The organism is Streptomyces sp. NPDC056480, from assembly GCF_042795405.1.
Taxonomy (GTDB): domain Bacteria; phylum Actinomycetota; class Actinomycetes; order Streptomycetales; family Streptomycetaceae; genus Streptomyces.
Window position 1 is genome coordinate 1 of record NZ_JBHTSA010000076.1, and the last position, 19928, is coordinate 19928.

20 protein-coding genes are annotated in these 19928 nt (G+C 72.6%); 9 read left to right on the forward strand and 11 right to left on the reverse strand.

The genetic code is table 11. The annotated features are described in order from the left end of the window. Nucleotides 1–492: 492 nt before the first annotated feature. The gene (hutH, locus tag ACFQ79_RS27625) at nt 493–2034 is read left to right on the forward strand and encodes a histidine ammonia-lyase (RefSeq protein WP_383588507.1); all 1542 of its coding nucleotides are present in this window, start codon (nt 493–495) and stop codon (nt 2032–2034) included. Between the two features lie 82 nt (nt 2035–2116). On the opposite strand, the gene ACFQ79_RS27630 is transcribed toward hutH, so the two are convergent. After that, the gene (locus ACFQ79_RS27630) at nt 2117–2386 is read right to left on the reverse strand and encodes a hypothetical protein (RefSeq protein WP_266968701.1); all 270 of its coding nucleotides are present in this window, start codon (nt 2384–2386) and stop codon (nt 2117–2119) included. A gap of 111 nt (nt 2387–2497) precedes the next feature. On the opposite strand from ACFQ79_RS27630, the gene ACFQ79_RS27635 reads away from it, so the two are divergent. Together ACFQ79_RS27635 and ACFQ79_RS27640 are read left to right on the forward strand one after the other, a co-directional pair. After that, entirely contained in the window at nt 2498–2839 is a 342-nt protein-coding gene (locus tag ACFQ79_RS27635; RefSeq protein WP_383588414.1) for a hypothetical protein, read from the forward strand. A 218-nt stretch (nt 2840–3057) separates the two neighbouring features. Continuing rightward, nucleotides 3058–4329: an Ig-like domain-containing protein gene (locus tag ACFQ79_RS27640; protein WP_383588416.1), complete on the forward strand. Its 1272-nt coding sequence runs from the start codon at nt 3058–3060 to the stop codon at nt 4327–4329. An 89-nt stretch (nt 4330–4418) separates the two neighbouring features. Here the strand turns inward: ACFQ79_RS27640 and ACFQ79_RS27645 are convergent, their stop codons facing one another. Continuing rightward, nucleotides 4419–5288: a helix-turn-helix domain-containing protein gene (locus tag ACFQ79_RS27645; RefSeq protein ID WP_383588419.1), complete on the reverse strand. Its 870-nt coding sequence runs from the start codon at nt 5286–5288 to the stop codon at nt 4419–4421. A gap of 128 nt (nt 5289–5416) precedes the next feature. Between ACFQ79_RS27645 and ACFQ79_RS27650 the strand changes: the two genes are divergently transcribed. Further along, entirely contained in the window at nt 5417–6469 is a 1053-nt protein-coding gene (locus tag ACFQ79_RS27650) for an NAD(P)-dependent alcohol dehydrogenase (RefSeq protein WP_383588422.1), read from the forward strand. A gap of 114 nt (nt 6470–6583) precedes the next feature. Further along, a complete protein-coding gene (locus ACFQ79_RS27655; protein ID WP_383588425.1) occupies nt 6584–6940 on the forward strand; it encodes a DUF1330 domain-containing protein in 357 nt (118 codons plus the stop codon). Here ACFQ79_RS27655 and abc-f read toward each other — a convergent pair. The 4 genes from abc-f to ACFQ79_RS27675 form a co-directional block, all read right to left on the reverse strand. Continuing rightward, complete coding sequence (abc-f, locus tag ACFQ79_RS27660; protein ID WP_383588428.1) at nt 6923–8560, reverse strand: ribosomal protection-like ABC-F family protein; 1638 nt, start codon at nt 8558–8560, stop codon at nt 6923–6925. The genes ACFQ79_RS27655 and abc-f overlap by 18 nt on opposite strands. A gap of 156 nt (nt 8561–8716) precedes the next feature. Next, entirely contained in the window at nt 8717–9394 is a 678-nt protein-coding gene (locus ACFQ79_RS27665) for a hypothetical protein (RefSeq protein WP_383588431.1), read from the reverse strand. A 25-nt stretch (nt 9395–9419) separates the two neighbouring features. After that, nucleotides 9420–10082: a peptide-methionine (S)-S-oxide reductase MsrA gene (gene msrA / locus ACFQ79_RS27670; protein WP_383588434.1), complete on the reverse strand. Its 663-nt coding sequence runs from the start codon at nt 10080–10082 to the stop codon at nt 9420–9422. Nucleotides 10083–10199: 117 nt separating this feature from the next. Next, a complete protein-coding gene (locus tag ACFQ79_RS27675; RefSeq protein ID WP_383588437.1) occupies nt 10200–11306 on the reverse strand; it encodes a hypothetical protein in 1107 nt (368 codons plus the stop codon). A gap of 73 nt (nt 11307–11379) precedes the next feature. Between ACFQ79_RS27675 and ACFQ79_RS27680 the strand changes: the two genes are divergently transcribed. Further along, nucleotides 11380–12534, forward strand: a complete 1155-nt coding sequence (locus tag ACFQ79_RS27680; RefSeq protein WP_383588440.1) for a cystathionine gamma-synthase — start codon at nt 11380–11382, stop codon at nt 12532–12534. A gap of 79 nt (nt 12535–12613) precedes the next feature. Here the strand turns inward: ACFQ79_RS27680 and ACFQ79_RS27685 are convergent, their stop codons facing one another. Genes ACFQ79_RS27685 through ACFQ79_RS27700 form a run of 4 tightly spaced genes read right to left on the reverse strand, consistent with a single transcriptional unit; the run spans nt 12614 to nt 14222 of the window. Continuing rightward, nucleotides 12614–12805, reverse strand: a complete 192-nt coding sequence (locus ACFQ79_RS27685; RefSeq protein ID WP_355961746.1) for a DUF1059 domain-containing protein — start codon at nt 12803–12805, stop codon at nt 12614–12616. 55 nt (nt 12806–12860) lie between these two features. Continuing rightward, entirely contained in the window at nt 12861–13112 is a 252-nt protein-coding gene (locus ACFQ79_RS27690) for a hypothetical protein (RefSeq protein ID WP_383588443.1), read from the reverse strand. After that, nucleotides 13109–13591, reverse strand: a complete 483-nt coding sequence (locus ACFQ79_RS27695) for a sigma factor-like helix-turn-helix DNA-binding protein (RefSeq protein ID WP_383588446.1) — start codon at nt 13589–13591, stop codon at nt 13109–13111. Before ACFQ79_RS27695 ends, ACFQ79_RS27690 begins: the two co-directional genes overlap by 4 nt. A 31-nt stretch (nt 13592–13622) precedes the next feature. Then, nucleotides 13623–14222 (reverse strand): MarR family winged helix-turn-helix transcriptional regulator, encoded by a 600-nt coding sequence (locus ACFQ79_RS27700; protein ID WP_383588448.1) that lies wholly within the window; start codon nt 14220–14222, stop codon nt 13623–13625. A 149-nt stretch (nt 14223–14371) separates the two neighbouring features. On the opposite strand from ACFQ79_RS27700, the gene ilvA reads away from it, so the two are divergent. From ilvA to ACFQ79_RS27715, 3 genes are all read left to right on the forward strand, one after another. Beyond that, on the forward strand, nt 14372–15601 hold the full coding sequence (gene ilvA, locus ACFQ79_RS27705; RefSeq protein WP_383588451.1) for a threonine ammonia-lyase: 1230 nt from the start codon (nt 14372–14374) through the stop codon (nt 15599–15601). 130 nt (nt 15602–15731) lie between these two features. Further along, the gene (locus ACFQ79_RS27710; protein ID WP_383588454.1) at nt 15732–16772 is read left to right on the forward strand and encodes an ATP-binding cassette domain-containing protein; all 1041 of its coding nucleotides are present in this window, start codon (nt 15732–15734) and stop codon (nt 16770–16772) included. Between the two features lie 5 nt (nt 16773–16777). After that, a complete protein-coding gene (locus ACFQ79_RS27715) occupies nt 16778–17575 on the forward strand; it encodes an ABC transporter permease (protein WP_073911823.1) in 798 nt (265 codons plus the stop codon). 22 nt (nt 17576–17597) lie between these two features. Here ACFQ79_RS27715 and ACFQ79_RS27720 read toward each other — a convergent pair whose 3' ends face one another. Beyond that, on the reverse strand, nt 17598–19925 hold the full coding sequence (locus tag ACFQ79_RS27720) for a protein kinase (RefSeq protein WP_383588457.1): 2328 nt from the start codon (nt 19923–19925) through the stop codon (nt 17598–17600). Nucleotides 19926–19928: the final 3 nt, after the last annotated feature.

The following is a 19928-nucleotide window of genomic DNA, read 5'->3' on the forward strand; positions in this document are numbered from 1 at the left end:
AACCAAGCCCCCACCCACCGACCGGCACACGCACGCGACGCCCGGCCGATGCCCGAAGCCAGGCGTGGACCCCGCCCCCCGGACCGCCCTCCGAGAGTGTTTTCGCTCCTGGAGGTGGTGGGTCAAGGGTGGCCGTAGGCCATCGCGCAGCGACGCGACGAAGGAGCGCCCTTGACGCACCACCGGAAGGAGCGACTCTCGGAAAGAGGGCGGTCCCACCCGACACTCACGTACCCGGCCCACCCCAAGGAACCCCAAGACCCGCACCACCTCCCCGCTCCCGCCAGAGACTGCTGCTCCCTCCGGCGCCGCCTCCCGCGTCGCCGCCGCCCTCGCGCGGCAGACTGGAACCCCGCCGGTGATCGCCGGTCCGACGGCCGCGGTCCGGTGCCCCGGCGCTCGCGGTCCCGTAAGGGGCCGTCCCCTGTCGAGCCGGTGACCCTTCACCTAGTGACAGGTTGGTCTTCAATCCGTAGGGTGCTGAATATGGATATGCAGACAGTCGTCCTCGGCACGTCCGGCACGACCCCGCAGGACGTCATCGACGTCGCCCGCCACGGCGCCCGCGTCGAGCTGTCGCCCGAGGCCGTGGAGGCCCTGGCCGCCGCCCGCAACATCGTCGACGCGCTCGCCGCCAAGCCCGAGCCCGTCTACGGGGTCTCCACCGGCTTCGGCGCGCTCGCCACCCGGCACATCGGCCACGAGCTCCGCGCCCAGCTCCAGCGCAACATCGTCCGCTCGCACGCCGCCGGCATGGGCCCGCGCGTCGAGCGCGAGGTCGTCCGCGCCCTGATGTTCCTGCGGCTCAAGACCGTCGCCTCCGGCCACACCGGCGTCCGCCCCGAGGTCGCCCAGACCATGGCCGACGTCCTCAACGCCGGCATCACCCCGGTCGTGCACGAGTACGGCTCCCTCGGCTGTTCCGGCGACCTCGCCCCGCTCTCCCACTGCGCCCTCGCGCTCATGGGCGAGGGCGACGCCGAGGGTCCCGACGGCGAGCTCCGCCCCGCCGGCGAGCTGCTCGCCGCCCACGGCATCAGCCCCGTCGAGCTCAAGGAGAAGGAGGGCCTCGCCCTCCTCAACGGCACCGACGGCATGCTCGGCATGCTGATCATGGCCCTCGCCGACCTCGACACCCTCTACAAGTCGGCCGACATCACCGCCGCGCTCTCCCTCGAAGCCCTCCTCGGCACCGAGAAGGTCCTCGAGCCCGAGCTGCACGCCATCCGCCCGCACCCCGGCCAGATGGCCTCCGCCGCCAACATGCTGGCCGTGCTCAAGGGCTCCGAGCTCACCGGTCACTTCCAGAGCGGCGAAGCCCCCCGCGTCCAGGACGCCTACTCGGTCCGCTGCGCCCCGCAGGTCGCCGGCGCCGGCCGCGACACCATGGCCCACGCCCTGCTCGTCGCCGAGCGCGAGCTGGCCGCCTCCGTCGACAACCCGGTGGTCCTCCCCGACGGCCAGGTCCGCTCCAACGGCAACTTCCACGGCGCCCCCGTCGCGTACGTCCTCGACTTCCTCGCCATCGCCGCCGCCGACCTCGGCTCCATCGCCGAGCGCCGCACCGACCGGCTCCTCGACAAGAACCGCTCGCACGGCCTGCCGCCCTTCCTCGCCGACGACGCCGGCGTCGACTCGGGCCTGATGATCGCCCAGTACACGCAGGCCGCCCTGGTCAGCGAGATGAAGCGGCTCGCCGTCCCGGCCTCCGCCGACTCCATCCCGTCCTCGGCGATGCAGGAGGACCACGTCTCCATGGGCTGGTCCGCCGCCCGCAAGCTGCGCACCGCGATCGGCAACCTCAACCGGATCATCGCCGTCGAGCTGTACGCCGCCACCCGCGGCATCGAGCTCCGCCACGGCCTGTCCCCGGCCCCGGCCTCCGCCGCCGCCATCGAGGCGCTGCGCGCGGCCGGCGTGCAGGGCCCCGGCCCGGACCGGTTCCTCGCCCCCGACCTGGCGGCCGCCGACACCTTCGTACGCGAAGGAAGGCTGCTCGCCGCGGTGGAGCCGGTCACCGGCCCGCTGGCCTAACCCGGAGAACACGTGAGGCCCGCCCCGGACTTACCCCGGGGCGGGCCTCACACGCGTACGGAGACCGTACGGAGGCGGCGGCTCAGGACGTCCGGTCCCGGCGCCGCATCGCCAGTGCCACGAAACCCGCCCCGACGCCCAGGAAACCCGTCCCGCCGAGCAGATACGGCATGGTGTCCCGGCCGCCGGTCTCCGCCAGGCGTCCGTCGCCCGCGGCGGGGCCGTCCTGGGTCACCCCGATCCGTACCCCGCCCTGCTCGTCGGTGGCGTTGGCGGACGGGACGAACCACAGGGCGCACAGCAGCGTGCCCGCGGCGGTCGCGGTCAGCAGTGGGCGTCGGGCGGCGGACACGGAAATTTCGATCCCCCTTGCGGAAACCGCGAATTGGTCGGTGCGCCGATGCTAATGAACACAGCGGGTCGTGGGAAAGCCGGGAGCCCCTGGACGCCTACGCTCCGACCCATGAGCACTTCTGAGACACCGCGCTATGTACGCCTTCGGGTCGATGTGGTCCTGGAGATCGACGGACCGGCCGAGCTGGCCTCGGCGGCCGAGGCCCGGATCGACGCCGACGAGTTCATGCCCGAGGAGGAGCGGGTGCCCGCCCGCGCCGCCGTGCACGAGGACAGCGCCGAGGCCCTCGCCTACCTCGTCGAGCCCTTCGACCTGATCCGCGACGTCCCCGGCATCGAGATGGTCCAGGCCTCCTGGAGCAGTGAGGAGATCGAGTACGACCCCGATGCGCTGGAGTGGGACCTCGGCGAGGAAGATGGGGCGGAGGAAGACGACGACGACCGGTCGTAGGGCTGGTATCCGCCCTGTTCGCAGGCCCCGGGACGGCGTCCCGGGGCCTGCGGTGCGTCAGGGGCGCGTCGGGTGACGGGGGCCACTGCGGCTCCGGGAACCGGACGGGACCGTACGAGCGTGTCGATCAGTGGTGTTCCCCACAAACGCTCCGCTTCCGGAACCGGACGGGGTGTCATGGGCGTTCTTATCAAGAAGTTGGCAGGGAATCGGCGACGATGGAGAAGCGTGTGATGACGGACGGCAAGCGCCGCCGCAGGAGCCTGGCCGCCGCGGCCGCCGTGCTCAGCGGTGTGCTGGTGCTCTCGGCGTGCAGCGACGAGGACAAGGGCGCGGGCTCCTCCGGTTCCGCGACGCCGCAGTCACAGGCCCAGGTCGACGAGGCGGCCGCGCAGAAGACGTCCAAGGCGAAGATCACGATCTCGCCGAAGAACGGCGCGCAGAACGCCTCCATCAACAACGACGCCAAGGTCTCCGTCTCCGAGGGCAAGCTCACCGAGGTCGTCATGACCTCCGCCGAGGGCGAGGCCGTCAAGGGCGAGATAGCCGCCGACGGCCTGAGCTGGAAGCCGTCCGGTCAGCTCGAGCGCGCCACGGTCTACAAGATCGCCGCCACGGCCACGGACGCGGAGGGCCTGGAGGCGCACGAGAACTCCTCGTTCACCACGGTCTCCAAGGCCAACAGCTTCATCGGCAACTTCACGCCGGAGGACGGCTCGACCGTCGGCGTCGGCATGCCGGTCTCGATCAACTTCAACAAGGCGATCACCGACAAGAAGGCCGTCCAGGCCGGCATCACGGTGACCTCCAGCAGCGGCCAGGAGGTCGTCGGGCACTGGTTCGACGGCACGCGCCTCGACTTCCGTCCGGACGACTACTGGACCGAGGGCTCGACCGTCACCCTCAAGCTCGACCTCGACGGCGTCGAGGGCGCCGACGGTGTCTTCGGCGTCCAGCAGAAGACCGTCACCTTCAAGATCGGCCGCAACCAGGTCTCCACCGTCGACGTCGCCACCAAGACCATGACGGTCACCCAGGACGGCAAGACGATCAAGACCATCCCGGTCTCCGCCGGTTCCCCGGAGAACCCGACCTACAACGGTCAGATGGTGATCTCCGAGAAGTTCAAGGAGACCCGGATGAACGGCGCGACGGTCGGCTTCACCGACGACGACGGCAAGGGCGAGTACGACATCAAGGACGTGCCGCACGCCATGCGCCTGTCCACGTCGGGCACCTTCATCCACGGCAACTACTGGGGCCCGGACTCGATCTTCGGCTCGGCCAACACCAGCCACGGCTGCGTCGGTCTGAACGACGTCAAGGGCGCCGGCGACCCGAACCAGCAGGCCGCCTGGCTCTACGACCACTCGATCGTCGGCGACGTCGTGATCGTCAAGAACTCCAAGGACAAGACGATCGCCCCCAGCAACGGCCTCAACGGCTGGAACATGAGCTGGGCGGACTGGAAGGCCGGCTCCGCCGCCTGACCCTCCGACCCGCGCGCATCCGAGAACGGCCCCCTCCCACACCGGGAGGGGGCCGTTCTCGTACCGGCGGAGGGCCGCTGTCGGTCGCGCTACTTCCGCAGGTCCACGCTCTCGTCCACACCCCACTGCGCCAACAGCCGTAGCGCGTCCGCCGACGCCGATCCCGGCTCCGCCTGGTACGTGATCAGCACCAGGTCCGGGTCCCCACCGGCCACCTGCATGCTCTCGTACGTCAGCGTCATCTCGCCCACCAGCGGATGCCGCAGCACCTTCGTCCCGTGCCCCTTGTCCGCGACCGTGTGCGCCGCCCACAGCGAGCGGAACTCCTCGCTGCGCACCGACAGTTCGCCGACCAGCGCGAGCAGCGCCGGATCCTCCGGGTAGCACCCCGCGTACAGCCGCAGCACGCTCACCACCTCGGTCGCCTTGCACTCCCAGTCCCGGTAGAGATCACGTGAGTTGGGCCCGAGGAAGACCATCCTGGCCACGTTGCGCTCGGCCGGCTCCATCGCCTCGAAGTCGCCCATCAGGGCCCGCGCCATCCGGTTCCAGGCCAGGACGTCGAGCCGCCGGCCCACGAGGAACGCGGGAATGCCCTCCATCGCGTCCAGCAGATGCCGCAGCCCCGGCCGCACCTGCTGGGGGCGGGCGATCGCCGCCCGGTGCTGCTTCTTCTTCGCCGTCGGCTTGGCCAGATGCGTCAGATGCGCACGCTCGGTGTCACTCAGCCGCAGGGCCCGCGCGATCGAGTCCAGCACCTCCATGGACACATTGCGGCCGTTGCCCTGTTCGAGCCGGGTGTAGTACGCCACCGACACCCCGGCCAGCTGCGCCAGCTCCTCGCGGCGCAGCCCGGGCACCCGGCGGTGGCGTCCGAAATCCGGCAGACCCACGTCCTCCGGCTTCAGCCGGGCCCGGCGCGAGCGCAGGAATTCGCTGAGTTCGGCACTGAGATCCATGCGTCCCGATTATCCCAGGTCGTACGTCCCGGCGGACGGCTGTTCCTGTCCCTGCCAGTGGTAGGCACGCTGGACGTAGGCAGAACAGAGGGCTGGGTGATGCCCGCGTCCTCGCGCAGGCTGGGGCCATGACCACGAACGTGACCACCGTCCCCGCGTACGCCGCACCCGCCGCCAACGCCCCGCTGGAGCGCACCACCGTGCCGCGCCGGCCCGTCGGCGAGCACGACGTCCTCATCGAGATCAAGTACTCCGGCATCTGCCACTCCGACATCCACCAGGCCCGTGACGGCTGGGGCGAGGGCATCTTCCCGATGGTCCCGGGCCACGAGATCGCCGGAATCGTCGCCGAGGTCGGCCCCGGGGTCAGCCGGTTCCAGGTCGGCGACCGGGTCGGCGTCGGCTGCTTCGTCGACTCCTGCCGGGAGTGCGCGTACTGCCTCCAGGGTCTGGAGCAGTACTGCGTCAAGGGCGGGACCGGTACGTACAACGCCCTCGACAAGAACGGCGAGCCCACCTACGGCGGCTACAGCAGCCACATCGTCGTCGACGAGAACTACACCCTGCGCATCCCCGAGGGCGTCGGCCTCGACGAGGCCGCCCCGCTGCTCTGCGCCGGCATCACCCTCTACTCGCCCCTCGCCCACTGGCAGGCCGGCCCCGGCAAGAAGGTCGCGATCGTCGGCCTCGGCGGCCTCGGCCACATGGGCGTCAAGATCGCCCACGCGCTCGGCGCCGAGGTGACCGTCCTCAGCCAGTCCCTGAAGAAGCAGGAGGACGGCCTGAAGCTGGGCGCCGACCACTACTACGCCACCAGCGACCCGGCGACCTTCACCGAGCTGGCCGGCACCTTCGACCTGGTGATCTCCACGGTCTCCGCGCCGCTGGACTTCAACGCCTACCTCGGCCTGGTCAAGACCGACGGCGCCCTGGTCAACGTCGGCGCCCCCGAGGAGCCCGTCTCCCTCAGCCTCTTCTCCCTCATCGGCGGCCGCAAGACCCTCGCGGGCTCGATGATCGGCAGCATCGCCGAGACGCAGGAGATGCTCGACTTCTGCGCCGAGCACGGCCTCGGCGCGGAGATCGAGCTGATCCGCGCCGAGCAGATCAACGAGGCGTACGAGCGGGTGCTCGCCAGCGACGTCCGCTACCGCTTCGTGATCGACGCCTCGACGATCTGACACCGCGCAGGACGCCCGCGCAGGACGCCCGCGCAGGACCGCCGGGGCAGGACCGCCGGGACATGACCTGGGAGGGAATCGACCCCACAGGGCATGGCCCGGCATTCTTGCCCCATGACCGCATACGCCATCGGAAACCTGCACCCGAAGCCCGTCCTCGACGAGGAGGTCTTCACCTACATGGAGCGCGTCCAGGGCACCCTGGACCCGTTCGGAGGCCGCTTCCTCGTCCACGGCGCGCCCGCCCGTGAGGTCCGCGAGGGCGACTGGCCGGGCGCCGTCGTGATCATCGGCTTCCCGTCGTACGAGAACGCCCGCGCCTGGTACGACTCCGACGCCTACCAGGCCCTGATACCGCTCCGCACCCGCCACATGGCCGGCGACATCCTCCTCGTCGAGGGCGTCGCCGACGGGTACGACCCGGCGGCGACGGCCGCGGCCATGCGGGCCGCTTCAGGCGACCCGGCCTGAGCGGAGCTCCAGCCGCCGGCCGCCGAAGCCCGCGCGGAAGCGTTCGTCGTGGGAGACCGCGACCACCGCGCCCGGGAAGGCGGCCAGGGCCGCCTCCAGGTCCTCCACCAGGGAGAGCGCCACATGGTTGGTCGGCTCGTCCAGGACGAGCAGATCGGCCGGCCGGGTCACCAGCCGGGCCAGCTCCAGGCGGCGCTGCTGGCCCACCGAGAGCCGGGCCACCGGCACCGACAGGTCCTCCTCCCGGAAGAGCCCGAGGGCGATCAGCTCCGCCGCGTACTCCTCGGGCGGACCCGGCCGCCCGGCCGCGTACTCCGTGAGCAGCGGCTTCGGGGACGGTACGGCGGGCAGCTCCTGGCGCAGCCGGCCGACCCGGCCCGAGCGGCCGACCGTCCCGCTGTCGGGGCGCAGGTCCCCGGCGAGGACCCGGAGCAGGGTCGTCTTGCCGGCGCCGTTGGGCCCGGAGACGAGCAGCCGGTCCCCGGCCGAGACCCGCAGCTCGTCGATCCGCAGCCGCTCGCCGACGACGACGTCGACGAGTTCGGCGAGCGGCCCGTCGACGGGGCCTCCTTCGGCGTCGGGGGCCGCCGACGCGATCCGGGCCGTGAAGCGCAGGGGTTCCGGTGGGGCCGGGACCGGGGACCTCCGCAGCTGTTCCAGCCTGACCCGGGCCGCCCTGACCTGGCCCGACAGTTTGTTCTCGTGCGAGCGGCGGTGCTTGCCGAAGCCCTCCCCGGGGTCCTTCCGCGACCCGGCGAGCCGTTGCCCGGCCGCCGCCACCAGCTCCTCCGTACGGGCCAGTTCCTCCCGCCACTCCTCGTGCTCCTGCACCCGGCGGCGGCGGGCCGCGGCCTTCGCCGCGCGGTAGCCGGACCAGCCGTCGCCGTACCGGGTCACCGCGCGGGTGTCCCGGTCCACCTCCAGGATCGTGGTCGCCATGCCCTCGAGGAACGCCCGGTCGTGGGTGACCGCGACCACCGTGCCGCGGTGGGTGCGCAGCCGTTCCTCCAGCCAGCCGGCGGCGGCACGGTCGAGGTGGTTCGTGGGTTCGTCGAGGAGCAGCAGCTCGGCGCCCGAGGCGAGGACGCAGGCCAGGGCGAGCCGTGACTGCTCGCCGCCGGAGAGCGTGCCGACGCTGCGCCCGTACGCGACATGGCCGAGGCCGAGCCCGTGCAGGGCGGCGTCCACCCGGGCGTCGGCCTGGTAGCCGCCCCGTTCCTCGTAGCGGGCGGCGAGTTCCCCGTACGCGAGGAGTTCCTCGGGGGTGGCGGTGCCGAGCGTCTCCTCGGCGTCCCGCATCTCCCGTTCCATGGCGCGGAGTTCGGCGAGCGCCGCGTCGACGGCGTCCCGCACGGTGTGCCCGGGCCCGAGGCCGAGGGTCTCGGCGAGGGTCTGGGCGAGACGTGCGACGCCGCCGGGGAAGCGGACGGTCACCTCGCCGGTGTCGGGCGCCTCGGCCCCGGCCAGGAGCCGGAGCAGGGTGGACTTGCCGGAGCCGTTCTCACCGATGACGGCGGCCTTCTCGCCCGGGCGGACGGTGAGGGTGAGCTGGTCGAGGACGGAGCGGTCCCCGTAGGACTTGGAGACGTCTTTCAGGGTCAACTGGGCGCGGTCGCGCATGGGATCTTTCCCTGGGTGCTGGGGGGCGTTCGGGCCGGGGAGGGGACACCGGGACCACCACTGCCGCGCCCCGAGGGCGCCGGATCAGCGGGTCTGACCGTGTCCGCGGCCGGAATCAGAGAAAGAAGTAGAACGCACCCATGGCCCCGAGTGTAGCTACCGGGGGTGCGGTGCCGCCGCTGCTTTTACGGCGTAGTCCAGGAGTTCGGCGAAGCGCAGCCACCGGAGGAGGGGCACGTTCGGCGGCGCGTGGCCGGGGGCGAGGTGCCGGTGGATGCCGGCGACGATGCCGCCCGGCTCCTCGCGGGCCGGACCGTCGACCCGTCCGAGCGCGGTGAGATAGGCCGCCGCGCAGGCGTCGAGACGGCCGTGGAGGTCCATGAGCGGGCCCCGGAGGCCGTCGGGAAGCAGCGACGGATCGGGGTGGGGGACCTCCAGGAACGCGGCACGGCGGTTCGCCACGGCGGCGACGAGCCCCAGGCGCGAGGGCCCGGCCCCGCCGGGCCAGTGGGGCCGCCAGGGCTGCGCCAGGGGGTCGTCGCTCCGGGGCACCCGCACACCCGCCGCCTTCTCCACGCGGCGGCGGGCCGCGAAGGCCGCGGTCTCCTCGATCCTCGCCGCCCGGCTCGCCTCGAGGACGTCGAGCGCGCGCAGCAGGGCGGCCGTGTCCCGCCGGAGGTCCGGCGCGGGCACGGCCGTCGCGGCCAGATAGGCCCAGGTCGCGTGGAAGCCGAGCGGCCCGTACTCGGCGACGGCACACCGCAGCGCCCCGTACCGCCGCGCGGGCCCCGCCTGCTCGTCACGCACCCGCCGCGCGTAGGTCCCGAAGCTCATCCGGCGAAGCCCGCCCCCAGGACCGTCAGCCGTCGGCCTTCGCGACACCGATCGGGCAGGAGACGCCCGTGCCGCCGATGCCGCAGTAGCCCGCCGGGTTCTTGTCCAGGTACTGCTGGTGGTATCCCTCCGCCGGATAGAAGGTCCGGCCCTCCGCCGGGAGGATCTCCGTGCTGATCGTGCCGTAGCCGGAGCCCGTCAGGACCTTCTGGTAGGCCTGGCGGGAGGCGTCGGCGGTCGCCGCCTGGGCGGGGGAGTGGGTGTAGACGGCCGAGCGGTACTGGGTGCCCACGTCGTTGCCCTGGCGGAAGCCCTGCGTCGGGTCGTGGGACTCCCAGAAGAGCTTCAGGAGGGACTCGTACGAGACCTTCGACGGGTCGAAGACGACCCGGACGACCTCGGTGTGCCCGGTCAGGCCCGAGCAGACCTCCTCGTAGGCCGGGTTCGGCGTGTAGCCGCCCTGGTAGCCGACGAGAGTGGTCCAGACGCCGTCGGTCTGCCAGAACTTGCGCTCGGCGCCCCAGAAACAGCCGAGGGCGAAGTCGGCGACCTCCAGGCCCTCCGGGTACGGGCCGAGGAGCGGGTTGCCGAGGACCGTGTGGCGCTCGGGAACGGCGAACTCCGGCTCGGGGCGGCCGCGCAGGGCCTGCTCGGGAGTGGGGAGGACGGGGGTGCGGGACAGGAACATGCTGCATCTCTCCTCGACGGTCGGCAGTGGTCACAACACCGGCGGGCGGGGAGGGATTCCCCGAGGAGTTCCCCGCAGGGGCCGCTCGGAGGGGGCCCTCCCCGCCCCGCGGCGCCGTCAGTGCGGCAGCGTCGCCGGGTTGCCGCCGTTCGCCTCGTACCCCGCCACCGCCAGGTTCCGGAAGACCGTGAACTCCGCCGCCGGGTCACCGCTCAGCGTCCACGGCACCGCGCCCACGTGACCGTCGACCTTCACCAGCTGGTGCATGGCCTCCGCCCAGCGCTCGCCGCGCACCAGGAACCAGACGAGCAGATGACGGACGTGCGCCAGCATCGGGTCGTCGGACCGGGCCGAGTGCACCGCGTACAGCGCGCCGTCCATCGCCTTCGACACCACGGCCGTACGGAAGAAGTCCTGGACGAGCACCACGTCCGGCACGTGCTCGTACACCGCGAACAGCGGGAGCGCCGCGAGCAGCGAACCCCGCGGGGCGCGCGCCGCGGCCGTCGTCGCGAAGTGGTCGGCCTCCTCGCGGGAGCCGTGCCACTTCTCGCACCAGTAGTGCAGGGCCGCGAGGTGGGCGCCCATGTGCTGCGGCGCCCGGTCGATGACCCGCGCCCACACCTGGTCGAACTCCTCGTGGCTGTAGCCGAGACCGCGGGCCACGGCCAGCTGCGTGATGTACGGGACCGGGTCGCCCGGAGCGAGCAGCGCCGCCTCGTCGGTGACCTTCCGCGCCTCTTCCAGGATGATCCGGAAGTCGTCGGTGCCGGCCGCCGAGGAGCGCCAGGCCTGCTGCACCAGGAACTCGCCGTGGACCGCCGCGCCGCCCGCGTCCTTCGGGGCCTCCGCCCGCCAGGTCCGCAGCCACGCACCGCCGACGCCGGGCCGCTCCTGGAGTTCCAGGGACGCGGCGCCCGCGAAGGCCTGGACGCGCTGCCAGCGCACCTCGCCCTCCTTGTCGGTGGCGGCGAGCAACCGCGACGCGGCCCGCCAGTCCTGGGTGGCCTGGACGACGTCGAGGACGTGCAGGAGCTCGTCGTCCGCGCCCGGGAGCCGTACGTCCTGGTCCTCCTGGCGCACGAATCCGTACGCCTCCGGATCCGCCGCGTCCGGGGCGCCCGGAGCGACCTGACGGATCCCGCCACCGCGGCGGCGCAGCAGGTAGGGGCCGAGGACGCCGAACAACAGGCCCAGCGCGATCAGGAACCAGAGAATCTCCATGGTGTCCATTGTCCAGGACGCACGGTGAGACGATCGCGGCGCCGGGGGCCGCTCGGGACTACGCTCCTGACACATGAGCGACCAGCACTCTCACCAGAGCTTCGAGACCCGCGCGATCCACGCGGGCAACACCGCCGACCCGCTGACCGGCGCGGTCGTCCCGCCCATCTACCAGGTGTCCACCTACAAGCAGGACGGCGTGGGCGGGCTGCGCGGCGGTTACGAGTACAGCCGCAGCGCCAACCCGACCCGTACGGCCCTCGAGGAGAACCTGGCGGCCCTGGAGGGCGGCCGGCGCGGTCTCGCCTTCGCCTCGGGCCTGGCCGCCGAGGACTGCCTGCTGCGCGCGCTCCTCGCGCCCGGCGACCACGTGGTCATCCCGAACGACGCCTACGGCGGCACGTTCCGGCTGTTCGCCAAGGTCGTGCAGCGCTGGGGCGTCGACTTCTCCGTGGCGAACACCTCCGACGTCGAGGCGGTGCGCGGCGCCGTCAACGACCGTACGAAGCTGATCTGGGTCGAGACCCCGTCGAACCCGCTGCTCGGCATCACCGACATCGAGGCGATCGCGGGCGTCGCGCGCCAGGCCGGTGTGAAGCTCGTCGTGGACAACACCTTCGCCTCGCCGTACCTCCAGCAGCCGCTGGCGCTGGGCGCGGACGTCGTCGTGCACTCCCTGACCAAGTACATGGGCGGCCACTCCGACGTCGTCGGCGGCGCGCTGGTGACGGCCGACGAGGCGCTCGGCGAGGAGCTGGCGTACCACCAGAACGCGATGGGCGCGGTCGCCGGCCCGTTCGACTCGTGGATCGTGCTGCGGGGCATCAAGACCCTCGCGGTCCGTATGGACCGGCACAGCGAGAACGCCGAGAAGATCGTCGAGATGCTGACGCAGCACCCGAAGGTCACCCAGGTCCTCTACCCGGGGCTTCCGGAGCACCCGGGGCACGAGATCGCGGCGAAGCAGATGCGTTCCTTCGGCGGCATGATCTCGTTCCGTGTGGAGGGCGGCGAGGAGGCGGCCGTCGAGGTCTGCAACCGTGCGCAGCTCTTCACCCTCGGTGAGTCCCTCGGCGGTGTCGAGTCCCTCATCGAGCACCCGGGCCGGATGACCCACGCGAGCGTCGCGGGCTCGGCCCTGGAGGTCCCGGCCGACCTCGTCCGTCTCTCGGTGGGCATCGAGAACGTCGACGACCTGCTCGCGGACCTGCGGCAGGCGCTGGGCTAGTCGCCGGTACGGGGTCGGGCGGGCGCTCCCGCGGTGTCGCGGAGCGTCCGCCCGGCCCGTCGCACCGAGCGCCGCTCGTTCAGGTGCCGGGCAGTGGCTCCTTCATGGAGGCCCGGATCTCCGCGCGGAGCTCGGGGCTGTCCGTGTGCTCGTGGACGGAGACCACGTGCTGGACGGCGGCCCGTACGAGCTCCTCCTCCTCGCCCGACATGTAGAGCGAGCAGCCGGAGACACTCGGAGTGTCCCGGCAGTCGGTTGCTTTCCTGGCCATGACGACCTCCTGACGGGCCTGCGGACAGGCCCCTCCTTCCAGGCTAGGGCCGTCCTCACAGGCCGTCGAACGGCGGTGTGGTCTCCGCCGCCGGGGGCTCCCAGGGCTGTGCCGCGGACGCCCAGAGCACGAAGGCGAGCACCGCGAGCGCGAACAGGGTCCAGGCCACCCGTCGTACCGCACGGTTCCGTCGGAGCAGGCGGGCGCCGCGTTCCGCGGCCTCCCCGGCCAGGTCGCCGGGGACCGGCGGGTGCGGGGTGTCGAGCAGCCGCCGGACCGCCGCCTCCTTGTCCTCGTGGCGGTTCACGCGGCGGTCCTTCCGGCCGGCTTCCCCGCCGGGCCCCGGGTCGCCCGCAGGGTGGCCACGGCCCGGGCGTGGACGGCCCTGACGCGGGTCTCGGGCAGTCCGAGCAGGGCTGCGACCTGTTCCTCGGCGACTCCTTCGTACAGTCGGAGGACGACGACGAGCCGTTCCTGCGGGTGGAGGGCGGAGAGCACGCCGCCCCGGCCGCCGTGGTGCCGCCACGCGGTGCGCGCGAAGCGGGCGGCGAGCTCGCGCCGGGTGAGGTCGTACGGATCCTCGTCCCGCAGCCGCTGCCACACCGCGTAGGTGTGCGCCAGGGCTGCGGTCAGCAGGGCCTGGGCGTGCGGGTTGCGGGTGCGGGTCTCGGCGGTGAGCAGGGTCGCGGTGTGCAGCAGCCGGCCCGCCGCCCCGGCCACGAAGGCGTCGAATTCCCGGGCGCGGTGGGCGCGTTCGGCGCGGGGTCCGTTCCGCTGCTCTGCCACGTCCTCATCTGAGGACAGGGCGGGGGTGGGGTCAAGAGGTCTGCGCGGACTCGCTCGGCCCGTCGGCCGGGCCCTCGCTCGTGGTCGCGGTGCCCGAGGGGGCCGCGGGCGCGGGCGCCGCCGTGGCCGCGGGCTCCGTCGCAGGTCCGCCGGTGTGGGCCGACTGGCGTGCGGACAGGGCGGTGTTGAAGCGGGTGAGGAGGGTGCAGAAGGACTCCCGCTCGTCCGGCGTCCAGCCCTCGGTGACCTCCACCATCAGCTGGCGGCGCGAGGAGCGGACCTCCTCCAGGCGGGCGAGTCCGCGGGGCGACAGCTGGAGCACGACCGCGCGCCCGTCCTCGGGGTGCGAGGTGCGCTTCACCAGGCCGGTGTCGACGAGCGGGGCGACCTGGCGGGTGACCGTCGAGGAGTCGATGCCCATGCCCGCGGCCAGGGCCTTGACGCCCATCGGGCCTTCCTGGTCAAGGCGGTTGAGGAGGAGGTACGCGGCGCGGTCCATCGAGTTGCGGAGCTGCCCGGTGCCGCCGAGGCGGGTCTGTTCGGCCCGGCGGGCGAAGACGGCCACCTGGTGCTGGAGGGCGTCGAGGAGACCGGGGTCGAACTCAGTCGTCATGTCCTGAGATGTGGGCATGGCTGTGGGTCTCTCTCGTGCGGGGGTGGTCGGTTGGTGGGGGACAGAGTACGCGGCCCCGGGGAGGTCCGTACCGGGGCTGCGCAAACCCGCTGGGGGACCCGGTCGCCGGGCGGCCACCAGGGCCGTGAGCTGCGAGACTTGCTGTCATGAGCTTCCGTACGCCTGACCCCTTGCACCGGCTGATGCTCGACGACGTACGGGGGGCGCAGAAGATGCTGTCCGGGGTGGCCAGGACGACGGCGATGGAGGGCAGCCGTCATCTGTCGTCGCTGGTGGGAGCGCCGGTGCACCTCAAGTGCGAGAACCTTCAGCGGACCGGTTCGTTCAAGCTGCGCGGGGCGTACGTGCGGATCGCGGGGCTGCGGCCCGAGGAGCGGGCGGCGGGGGTCGTCGCCGCGTCGGCGGGCAACCACGCGCAGGGTGTGGCGCTCGCCTCGAATCTGCTGGGTGTGCACGCGACCGTCTTCATGCCGGTCGGGGCGCCGCTGCCGAAGGTGGCGGCGACCCGGGAGTACGGTGCCGACGTCCGGCTGCACGGTCATGTCGTGGACGAGACGCTGGCGGCGGCGGAGCGGTACGCGCGGGAGACCGGGGCGGTCTTCATCCATCCCTTCGACCATCCGGACATCATCGTGGGGCAGGGCACGGTGGGTCTGGAGATCCTGGAGCAGTGCCCGGAGGTCCGGACGATCCTGGTGGGCATCGGCGGCGGTGGTCTCGCGGCGGGCATCGGGCTCGCGGTGAAGTCGCTGCGTCCGGACGTGAAGGTGATCGGCGTGCAGGCCGAGGGCGCCGCCGCCTACCCGCCCTCGCTGGCGGCCGGGCACCCGGTGGTGATCGAGTCGCCGGTGACGATGGCGGACGGGATCAAGGTGGGGCGGCCGGGCGACGTGCCGTTCGCGTTGATCCAGGAGTACGTGGACGAGGTCCGTACGGTCTCGGAGGACGCGCTGTCCTCGGCGCTGCTGCTCTGTCTGGAGCGGGCGAAGCTGGTCGTGGAGCCGGCCGGTGCCAGCCCGGTCGCGGCGCTGCTCAGCGACCCGAAGTCGGTCAAGGGCCCGGTGGTGGCGGTCCTGTCCGGGGGGAACGTCGATCCGTTGTTGCTGCAGCGCATCCTGCGGCACGGCATGGCCGCGGGGGGCCGCTATCTGAGCCTGCGGCTGCGGGTCACGGACCGGCCGGGGGCCCTGGCGACGCTGCTGGCGGTGCTCACGGTCGCCGACGCGAACGTCCTGGACGTCAGTCATGTGCGGACCGATCCGCGGCTCGGCCTGACCGAGGCGGAGGTGGAGCTGCACCTGGAGACGAAGGGTCCGGAGCACTGCCGCGAGGTGGCGGACGCCCTGCGGGACGCGGGGTACACGGTGCTGGGCTGAGCCCTGCCCCCGCCCGTCGCATGATCGTGTGTCCCGGGTCACACATTCACTGGGCGGGGCGGCTCGGGCGAACCTAGGATCGGTGGGAAACGCCCGATTTCAACGTCCGTATCTCCCTGGGAGTACCCACATGCCAGGCGCGATCTACGCCGAGGGTCTGGTGAAGACCTTCGGTGACGTACGAGCTCTGGACGGCGTGGACCTCGACGTCCCCGAGGGCACCGTCCTGGGTCTGCTCGGTCCGAACGGCGCGGGGAAGACGACCGCCGTGCGCGTGCTGACGACCCTTCTCCAGCCCGACAGCGGCCGGGCCGTCGTCGCCGGGATCGACGTCCTCAAGGATCCCGACGAGGTGCGTCGCAGGATCGGTCTCTCCGGCCAGTTCGCGGCCGTCGACGAGTACCTCACCGGCCGCGAGAACCTGCAGATGGTCGGGCAGCTCTACCAGATGAGGGCGAAGGACGCGAAGGTGCGGGCCGACGAGCTCCTGGAGCGCTTCAACCTCGCCGACGCGGCCGACCGCACGGCGAAGACGTACTCCGGGGGCATGCGCCGCCGCCTCGACCTCGCGGCCGCTCTCGTCGTGTCCCCGCCGGTCATGTTCATGGACGAGCCGACCACCGGCCTCGACCCCCGCAACCGGCAGGGCCTGTGGGAGGTCATCAAGGAACTCGTCGCGGGCGGTACGACCCTGCTGCTCACCACGCAGTACCTGGAGGAGGCCGACCACCTCGCCCACGACATCTGCGTGGTCGACCGCGGCAAGGTCATCGCGCGCGGTACATCCGACCAGCTCAAGGCGCAGACGGGCGGCGAGCGCGTCGAGGTCGTCGTCCACGCGCCGGGCATGATCGGCGACGCCCGGGGGGTCCTGGCGCGCTACGGCATCGAGGGCATCGGCCACGGCGAGGTGTCCGTGGAGGAGCACACCCGCAAGCTCACGGTCCCCGTGGCCGGCGGCGCGAAGCTGCTCGCCGAGGTCATCCGCGACCTGGACGCGGTGGGTGTGGAGATCGACGACATCGGGCTGCGCCGCCCCACCCTCGACGACGTGTTCCTCTCCCTCACCGGCCATGTGGCCGAGCGGGAGGCGGAGGAGAACGGCGGGTCGGACGGGGACTCCCGGCCCGGCGGCCGCGGCGGCAAGCGCGTGAAGGAGGCGATCGAGTGAGCACCATGAACGACTCCCTGGTGATCGCCCGCAGGAACCTGATCAGAATGTCCAGGATTCCCGAGATGATCCTGTTCGGCCTGATCCAGCCGGTGATGTTCGTGATCCTCTTCACGTACGTCTTCGGCGGCTCGATGAGCGTCGACGGCAGCACCTCCCCGGACGTCTACAAGAACTTCCTGATGGCCGGCATCTTCGCGCAGACCGTCACCTTCGCCACGGCGGGCGCGGGCGCGGGCATCGCCGACGACATGCACAAGGGCCTCATCGACCGGTTCCGGTCGCTGCCCATGGCCCGGGGCGCGGTCCTCACCGGCCGCACCCTCGCCGACCTCGTGCAGACCGCGCTGACGCTGACCGTGCTCGCGGTCGTCGCGCTGATCATCGGCTGGCGGCCCGGTTACGCGGCGCCGACCAACTTCGGGAAGGTGATGGCCGGCTTCGCCCTGCTCCTCCTCCTCGGCTACGCCTTCACCTGGATCGGCGCCCTGATCGGCCTCTCGGTCCGCACCCCGGAGGCCGCCACGTCGGGCGGCCTGATCTGGCTCTTCCCGGTGACCTTCATCTCGAACGCCTTCGTGGACACCAGCAATCTGCCGGGTTGGCTCCAGCCCGTCGCGGAGTGGAACCCGTTCAGCGCGACCGTCCAGGCCTGCCGCAAACTCTTCGGCGATCCGGGTCTGTCGCCGTCCGACGCCTGGCCGATGCAGTACCCGGTGTGGGCGTCGCTGATCTACTCCGTCCTGATCGTCGCCATCTTCCGGACCCTGTCCGTCCGCAAGTACCGGCGCGCGAACGGCTGAGCGCTCCGCGCACCCGGAGCCGTCAGGGCAGGTACCCGGAGACGACGAGGCCGTCGGGGAGGGCGAGGAAGACCGCCCCTCCGGCGGCCAGCGCGTCTCCGGTGGCCTGGGCGTCGAAGTCGTCCGGGAGGTTGGCCTCGAAGCGCTCCTCGCCGGAGGGGGCGGCCGCGGCGACGGAGACCACTTCTCCCTTGCCCACCGTGATCACCCGGTCGCCCGCGAAGTAGATCCGCTGCGGGTCGCCCTCGGTCATCATCGGCGTCATCGACCAGTCCTCCTCGCCGCTCCGCAGGTCGTAGGTGGTCACGGTCTGCCCGTTCGTCACCGCCACCAGACCGTCCGCGTTCACGGCGGGGCCCGCCGTCACCCCCGCGCCGAAGGACCGCTGCCGCTTCAGCGACCCGGCGTCGAGCACCGCCACCGAGCCGTCCGGGGTGCCCGAGCAGAGCACGCTGCCGCTCTTCTCGTGCACGGTGACCTCCTGGCAGCCCTCCGCCCCGCGCGCCGCCGTCTTCCCGGTCCGCGCGTCGAGCGCCACCGGCACGGTCCCGACGGGGACGTACACCCGACCGCCCGCCGCCACCGGCTGCTCGGGGAAGCCGTCGAGCGGTTCCCGCCACAGCTCGCTGCCCACGTCCTTCCCGCTCCCGCCGAGCTTCACCGCCGTCACGAGGCCTCCGCCCGCCCCGCCGTCGCCCCCGGTGGACGCCGTGTTCACGTACGCGGTGTGGAGGACGCCGTCGGCCAGGTCGGAGCCCTTCACCGCCCACGCGGCGCCGGGACCCGGCAGGGTGCCCTGCTTCTCGCCGTCCTGGAGGCCGTACGCGACGGTCCCCGCCGCCTCCGCGACGTACACCCGGTCGCCGACGACGGCCGGGTACTGCGCTGTGGACCGCAGCCCCTCGGCGTTGGTACGCGCCGGCACCGACCACAGCACATGGCCGTTCGCCGCGCTCAGCCCCACCAGCGCGCCGCCGGAACCCGCGCAGACCAGCACCTTCGGGGAGAGGGAGCAGGCCCCGTCGGTGGCCTCCGTCCGCACCATCCAGGGCGACCAGCCCGCCGGGCGGTGGCCCCGGTCCGTCGCCGCCGTCCCGAAGTCGTTGGTACGGCCCTTCCCGCCGTACGGCAGGACGACCTGGCTCAGGGTCGCCGGCGCGGGACTCCCCGTACCGGTCGCGCCGGGGGAGGCGCTGTTCGAGGCCGAGGGCCCCGCCGTCCCGCCGCCCTCCTCGCCGTCCCGGTTCACCAGGACCACGCCTGCCGTCGCCAGGACGGCGACCGTCACCGCACCGGCCACTACCGCGCCCCAGCGGCGCCGACGCGGCACCCCCGGGGCCACCGGCGGTGTCGCCGGGCGGTTCGGGACGGCCGTGGGGGAGTACGGCACCTGCGGTCCGAGCGTCGGCAGGTCCGCCACGCCCGCGCCCGAGGCCGCCGCCTCACCGGCCGTCCGTGCCGCCTCCTCGTACTCGGCGAGCAGCGACAGCACCCCGCCGGGCCAGGGGAAGACCTCGGGGGCCGCCCCGTCACCGAGGAGCGACACCACCTCCTCTGTTGTCGGCCGCTCGGCCGGGTCGAGCCGCAGACAGCGCTCCACCACCGGCCGCAGCTCCTCGGGCACACCGGTCAGGTCGGCGTCCGCCCGGATGATCCGGTAGACCACCGCGGCCATCTCGTCGTCCTGGAAGGGCCCTCGGCCGCTCGCCGCGAACGCCAGGACCGCGCCCAGACAGAACACGTCCGACGCGGGCACCACCGCGCGGCTGCCCGCCAGGTGCTCCGGCGACATGAAACCGGGGGAGCCCACGACCAGACCCGTCGAGGTCAGAGCCGTCGCCTCGAAGGCCTGCGCGATGCCGAAGTCGACCAGCTTGGGCCCGGCCGTGCCGAGCAGCACGTTCGCCGGCTTGAGGTCGCGGTGCAGCACCTTCACCCCGTGCACGCCGGACAGGGCGGTGGCCAGGGCGGTCCCCAGGGCCCGTACCGTCGCGGCGGGCAGCGCCCCGGACCGTACGACGGCCTCCGCGAGCGAGGGACCCGGCACGTACTCCGTCGCCAGCCACGGCGAGGCCGCGTCGGCGTCCGCGTCCACCAGCCGCGCCACTCCCGGCCCGTCGACCGTCCGGGCCGCCGCGATCTCCCGCCGGAACCGGGTCCGGAAGTCCCCGTCGACCTCCAGATCGCTCCGTACGGTCTTCACCGCGACCATCCGGTACGGATCGGCCGTCGGCGCGTCCGCACGGCAGGCGAGATGCACCTCGCCCATGCCGCCCGCGCCGAGCCTGGCGAGCAGCCGGTAGGGGCCGACGAGCCGCGGGGGCCGTCCGGCGGGCAGGGCTTCCAGCACGGG

Excerpts from the sequence above, each read along its gene's own strand:
- hutH (WP_383588507.1), top strand. The coding sequence starts at position 493 with ATGCAGACAGTCGTCCTCGGCACGTCCGGCACGACCCCGCAGGACGTC.
- ACFQ79_RS27635 (WP_383588414.1), top strand. The coding sequence starts at position 2,498 with ATGAGCACTTCTGAGACACCGCGCTATGTACGCCTTCGGGTCGATGTG.
- ACFQ79_RS27640 (WP_383588416.1), top strand. The coding sequence starts at position 3,058 with ATGGAGAAGCGTGTGATGACGGACGGCAAGCGCCGCCGCAGGAGCCTG.
- ACFQ79_RS27645 (WP_383588419.1), bottom strand. The coding sequence starts at position 5,288 with ATGGATCTCAGTGCCGAACTCAGCGAATTCCTGCGCTCGCGCCGGGCC.
- ACFQ79_RS27650 (WP_383588422.1), top strand. The coding sequence starts at position 5,417 with ATGACCACGAACGTGACCACCGTCCCCGCGTACGCCGCACCCGCCGCC.
- ACFQ79_RS27655 (WP_383588425.1), top strand. The coding sequence starts at position 6,584 with ATGACCGCATACGCCATCGGAAACCTGCACCCGAAGCCCGTCCTCGAC.
- abc-f (WP_383588428.1), bottom strand. The coding sequence starts at position 8,560 with ATGCGCGACCGCGCCCAGTTGACCCTGAAAGACGTCTCCAAGTCCTAC.
- ACFQ79_RS27665 (WP_383588431.1), bottom strand. The coding sequence starts at position 9,394 with ATGAGCTTCGGGACCTACGCGCGGCGGGTGCGTGACGAGCAGGCGGGG.
- msrA (WP_383588434.1), bottom strand. The coding sequence starts at position 10,082 with ATGTTCCTGTCCCGCACCCCCGTCCTCCCCACTCCCGAGCAGGCCCTG.
- ACFQ79_RS27675 (WP_383588437.1), bottom strand. The coding sequence starts at position 11,306 with ATGGAGATTCTCTGGTTCCTGATCGCGCTGGGCCTGTTGTTCGGCGTC.
- ACFQ79_RS27680 (WP_383588440.1), top strand. The coding sequence starts at position 11,380 with ATGAGCGACCAGCACTCTCACCAGAGCTTCGAGACCCGCGCGATCCAC.
- ACFQ79_RS27685 (WP_355961746.1), bottom strand. The coding sequence starts at position 12,805 with ATGGCCAGGAAAGCAACCGACTGCCGGGACACTCCGAGTGTCTCCGGC.
- ACFQ79_RS27700 (WP_383588448.1), bottom strand. The coding sequence starts at position 14,222 with ATGCCCACATCTCAGGACATGACGACTGAGTTCGACCCCGGTCTCCTC.
- ilvA (WP_383588451.1), top strand. The coding sequence starts at position 14,372 with ATGAGCTTCCGTACGCCTGACCCCTTGCACCGGCTGATGCTCGACGAC.
- ACFQ79_RS27710 (WP_383588454.1), top strand. The coding sequence starts at position 15,732 with ATGCCAGGCGCGATCTACGCCGAGGGTCTGGTGAAGACCTTCGGTGAC.
- ACFQ79_RS27715 (WP_073911823.1), top strand. The coding sequence starts at position 16,778 with ATGAACGACTCCCTGGTGATCGCCCGCAGGAACCTGATCAGAATGTCC.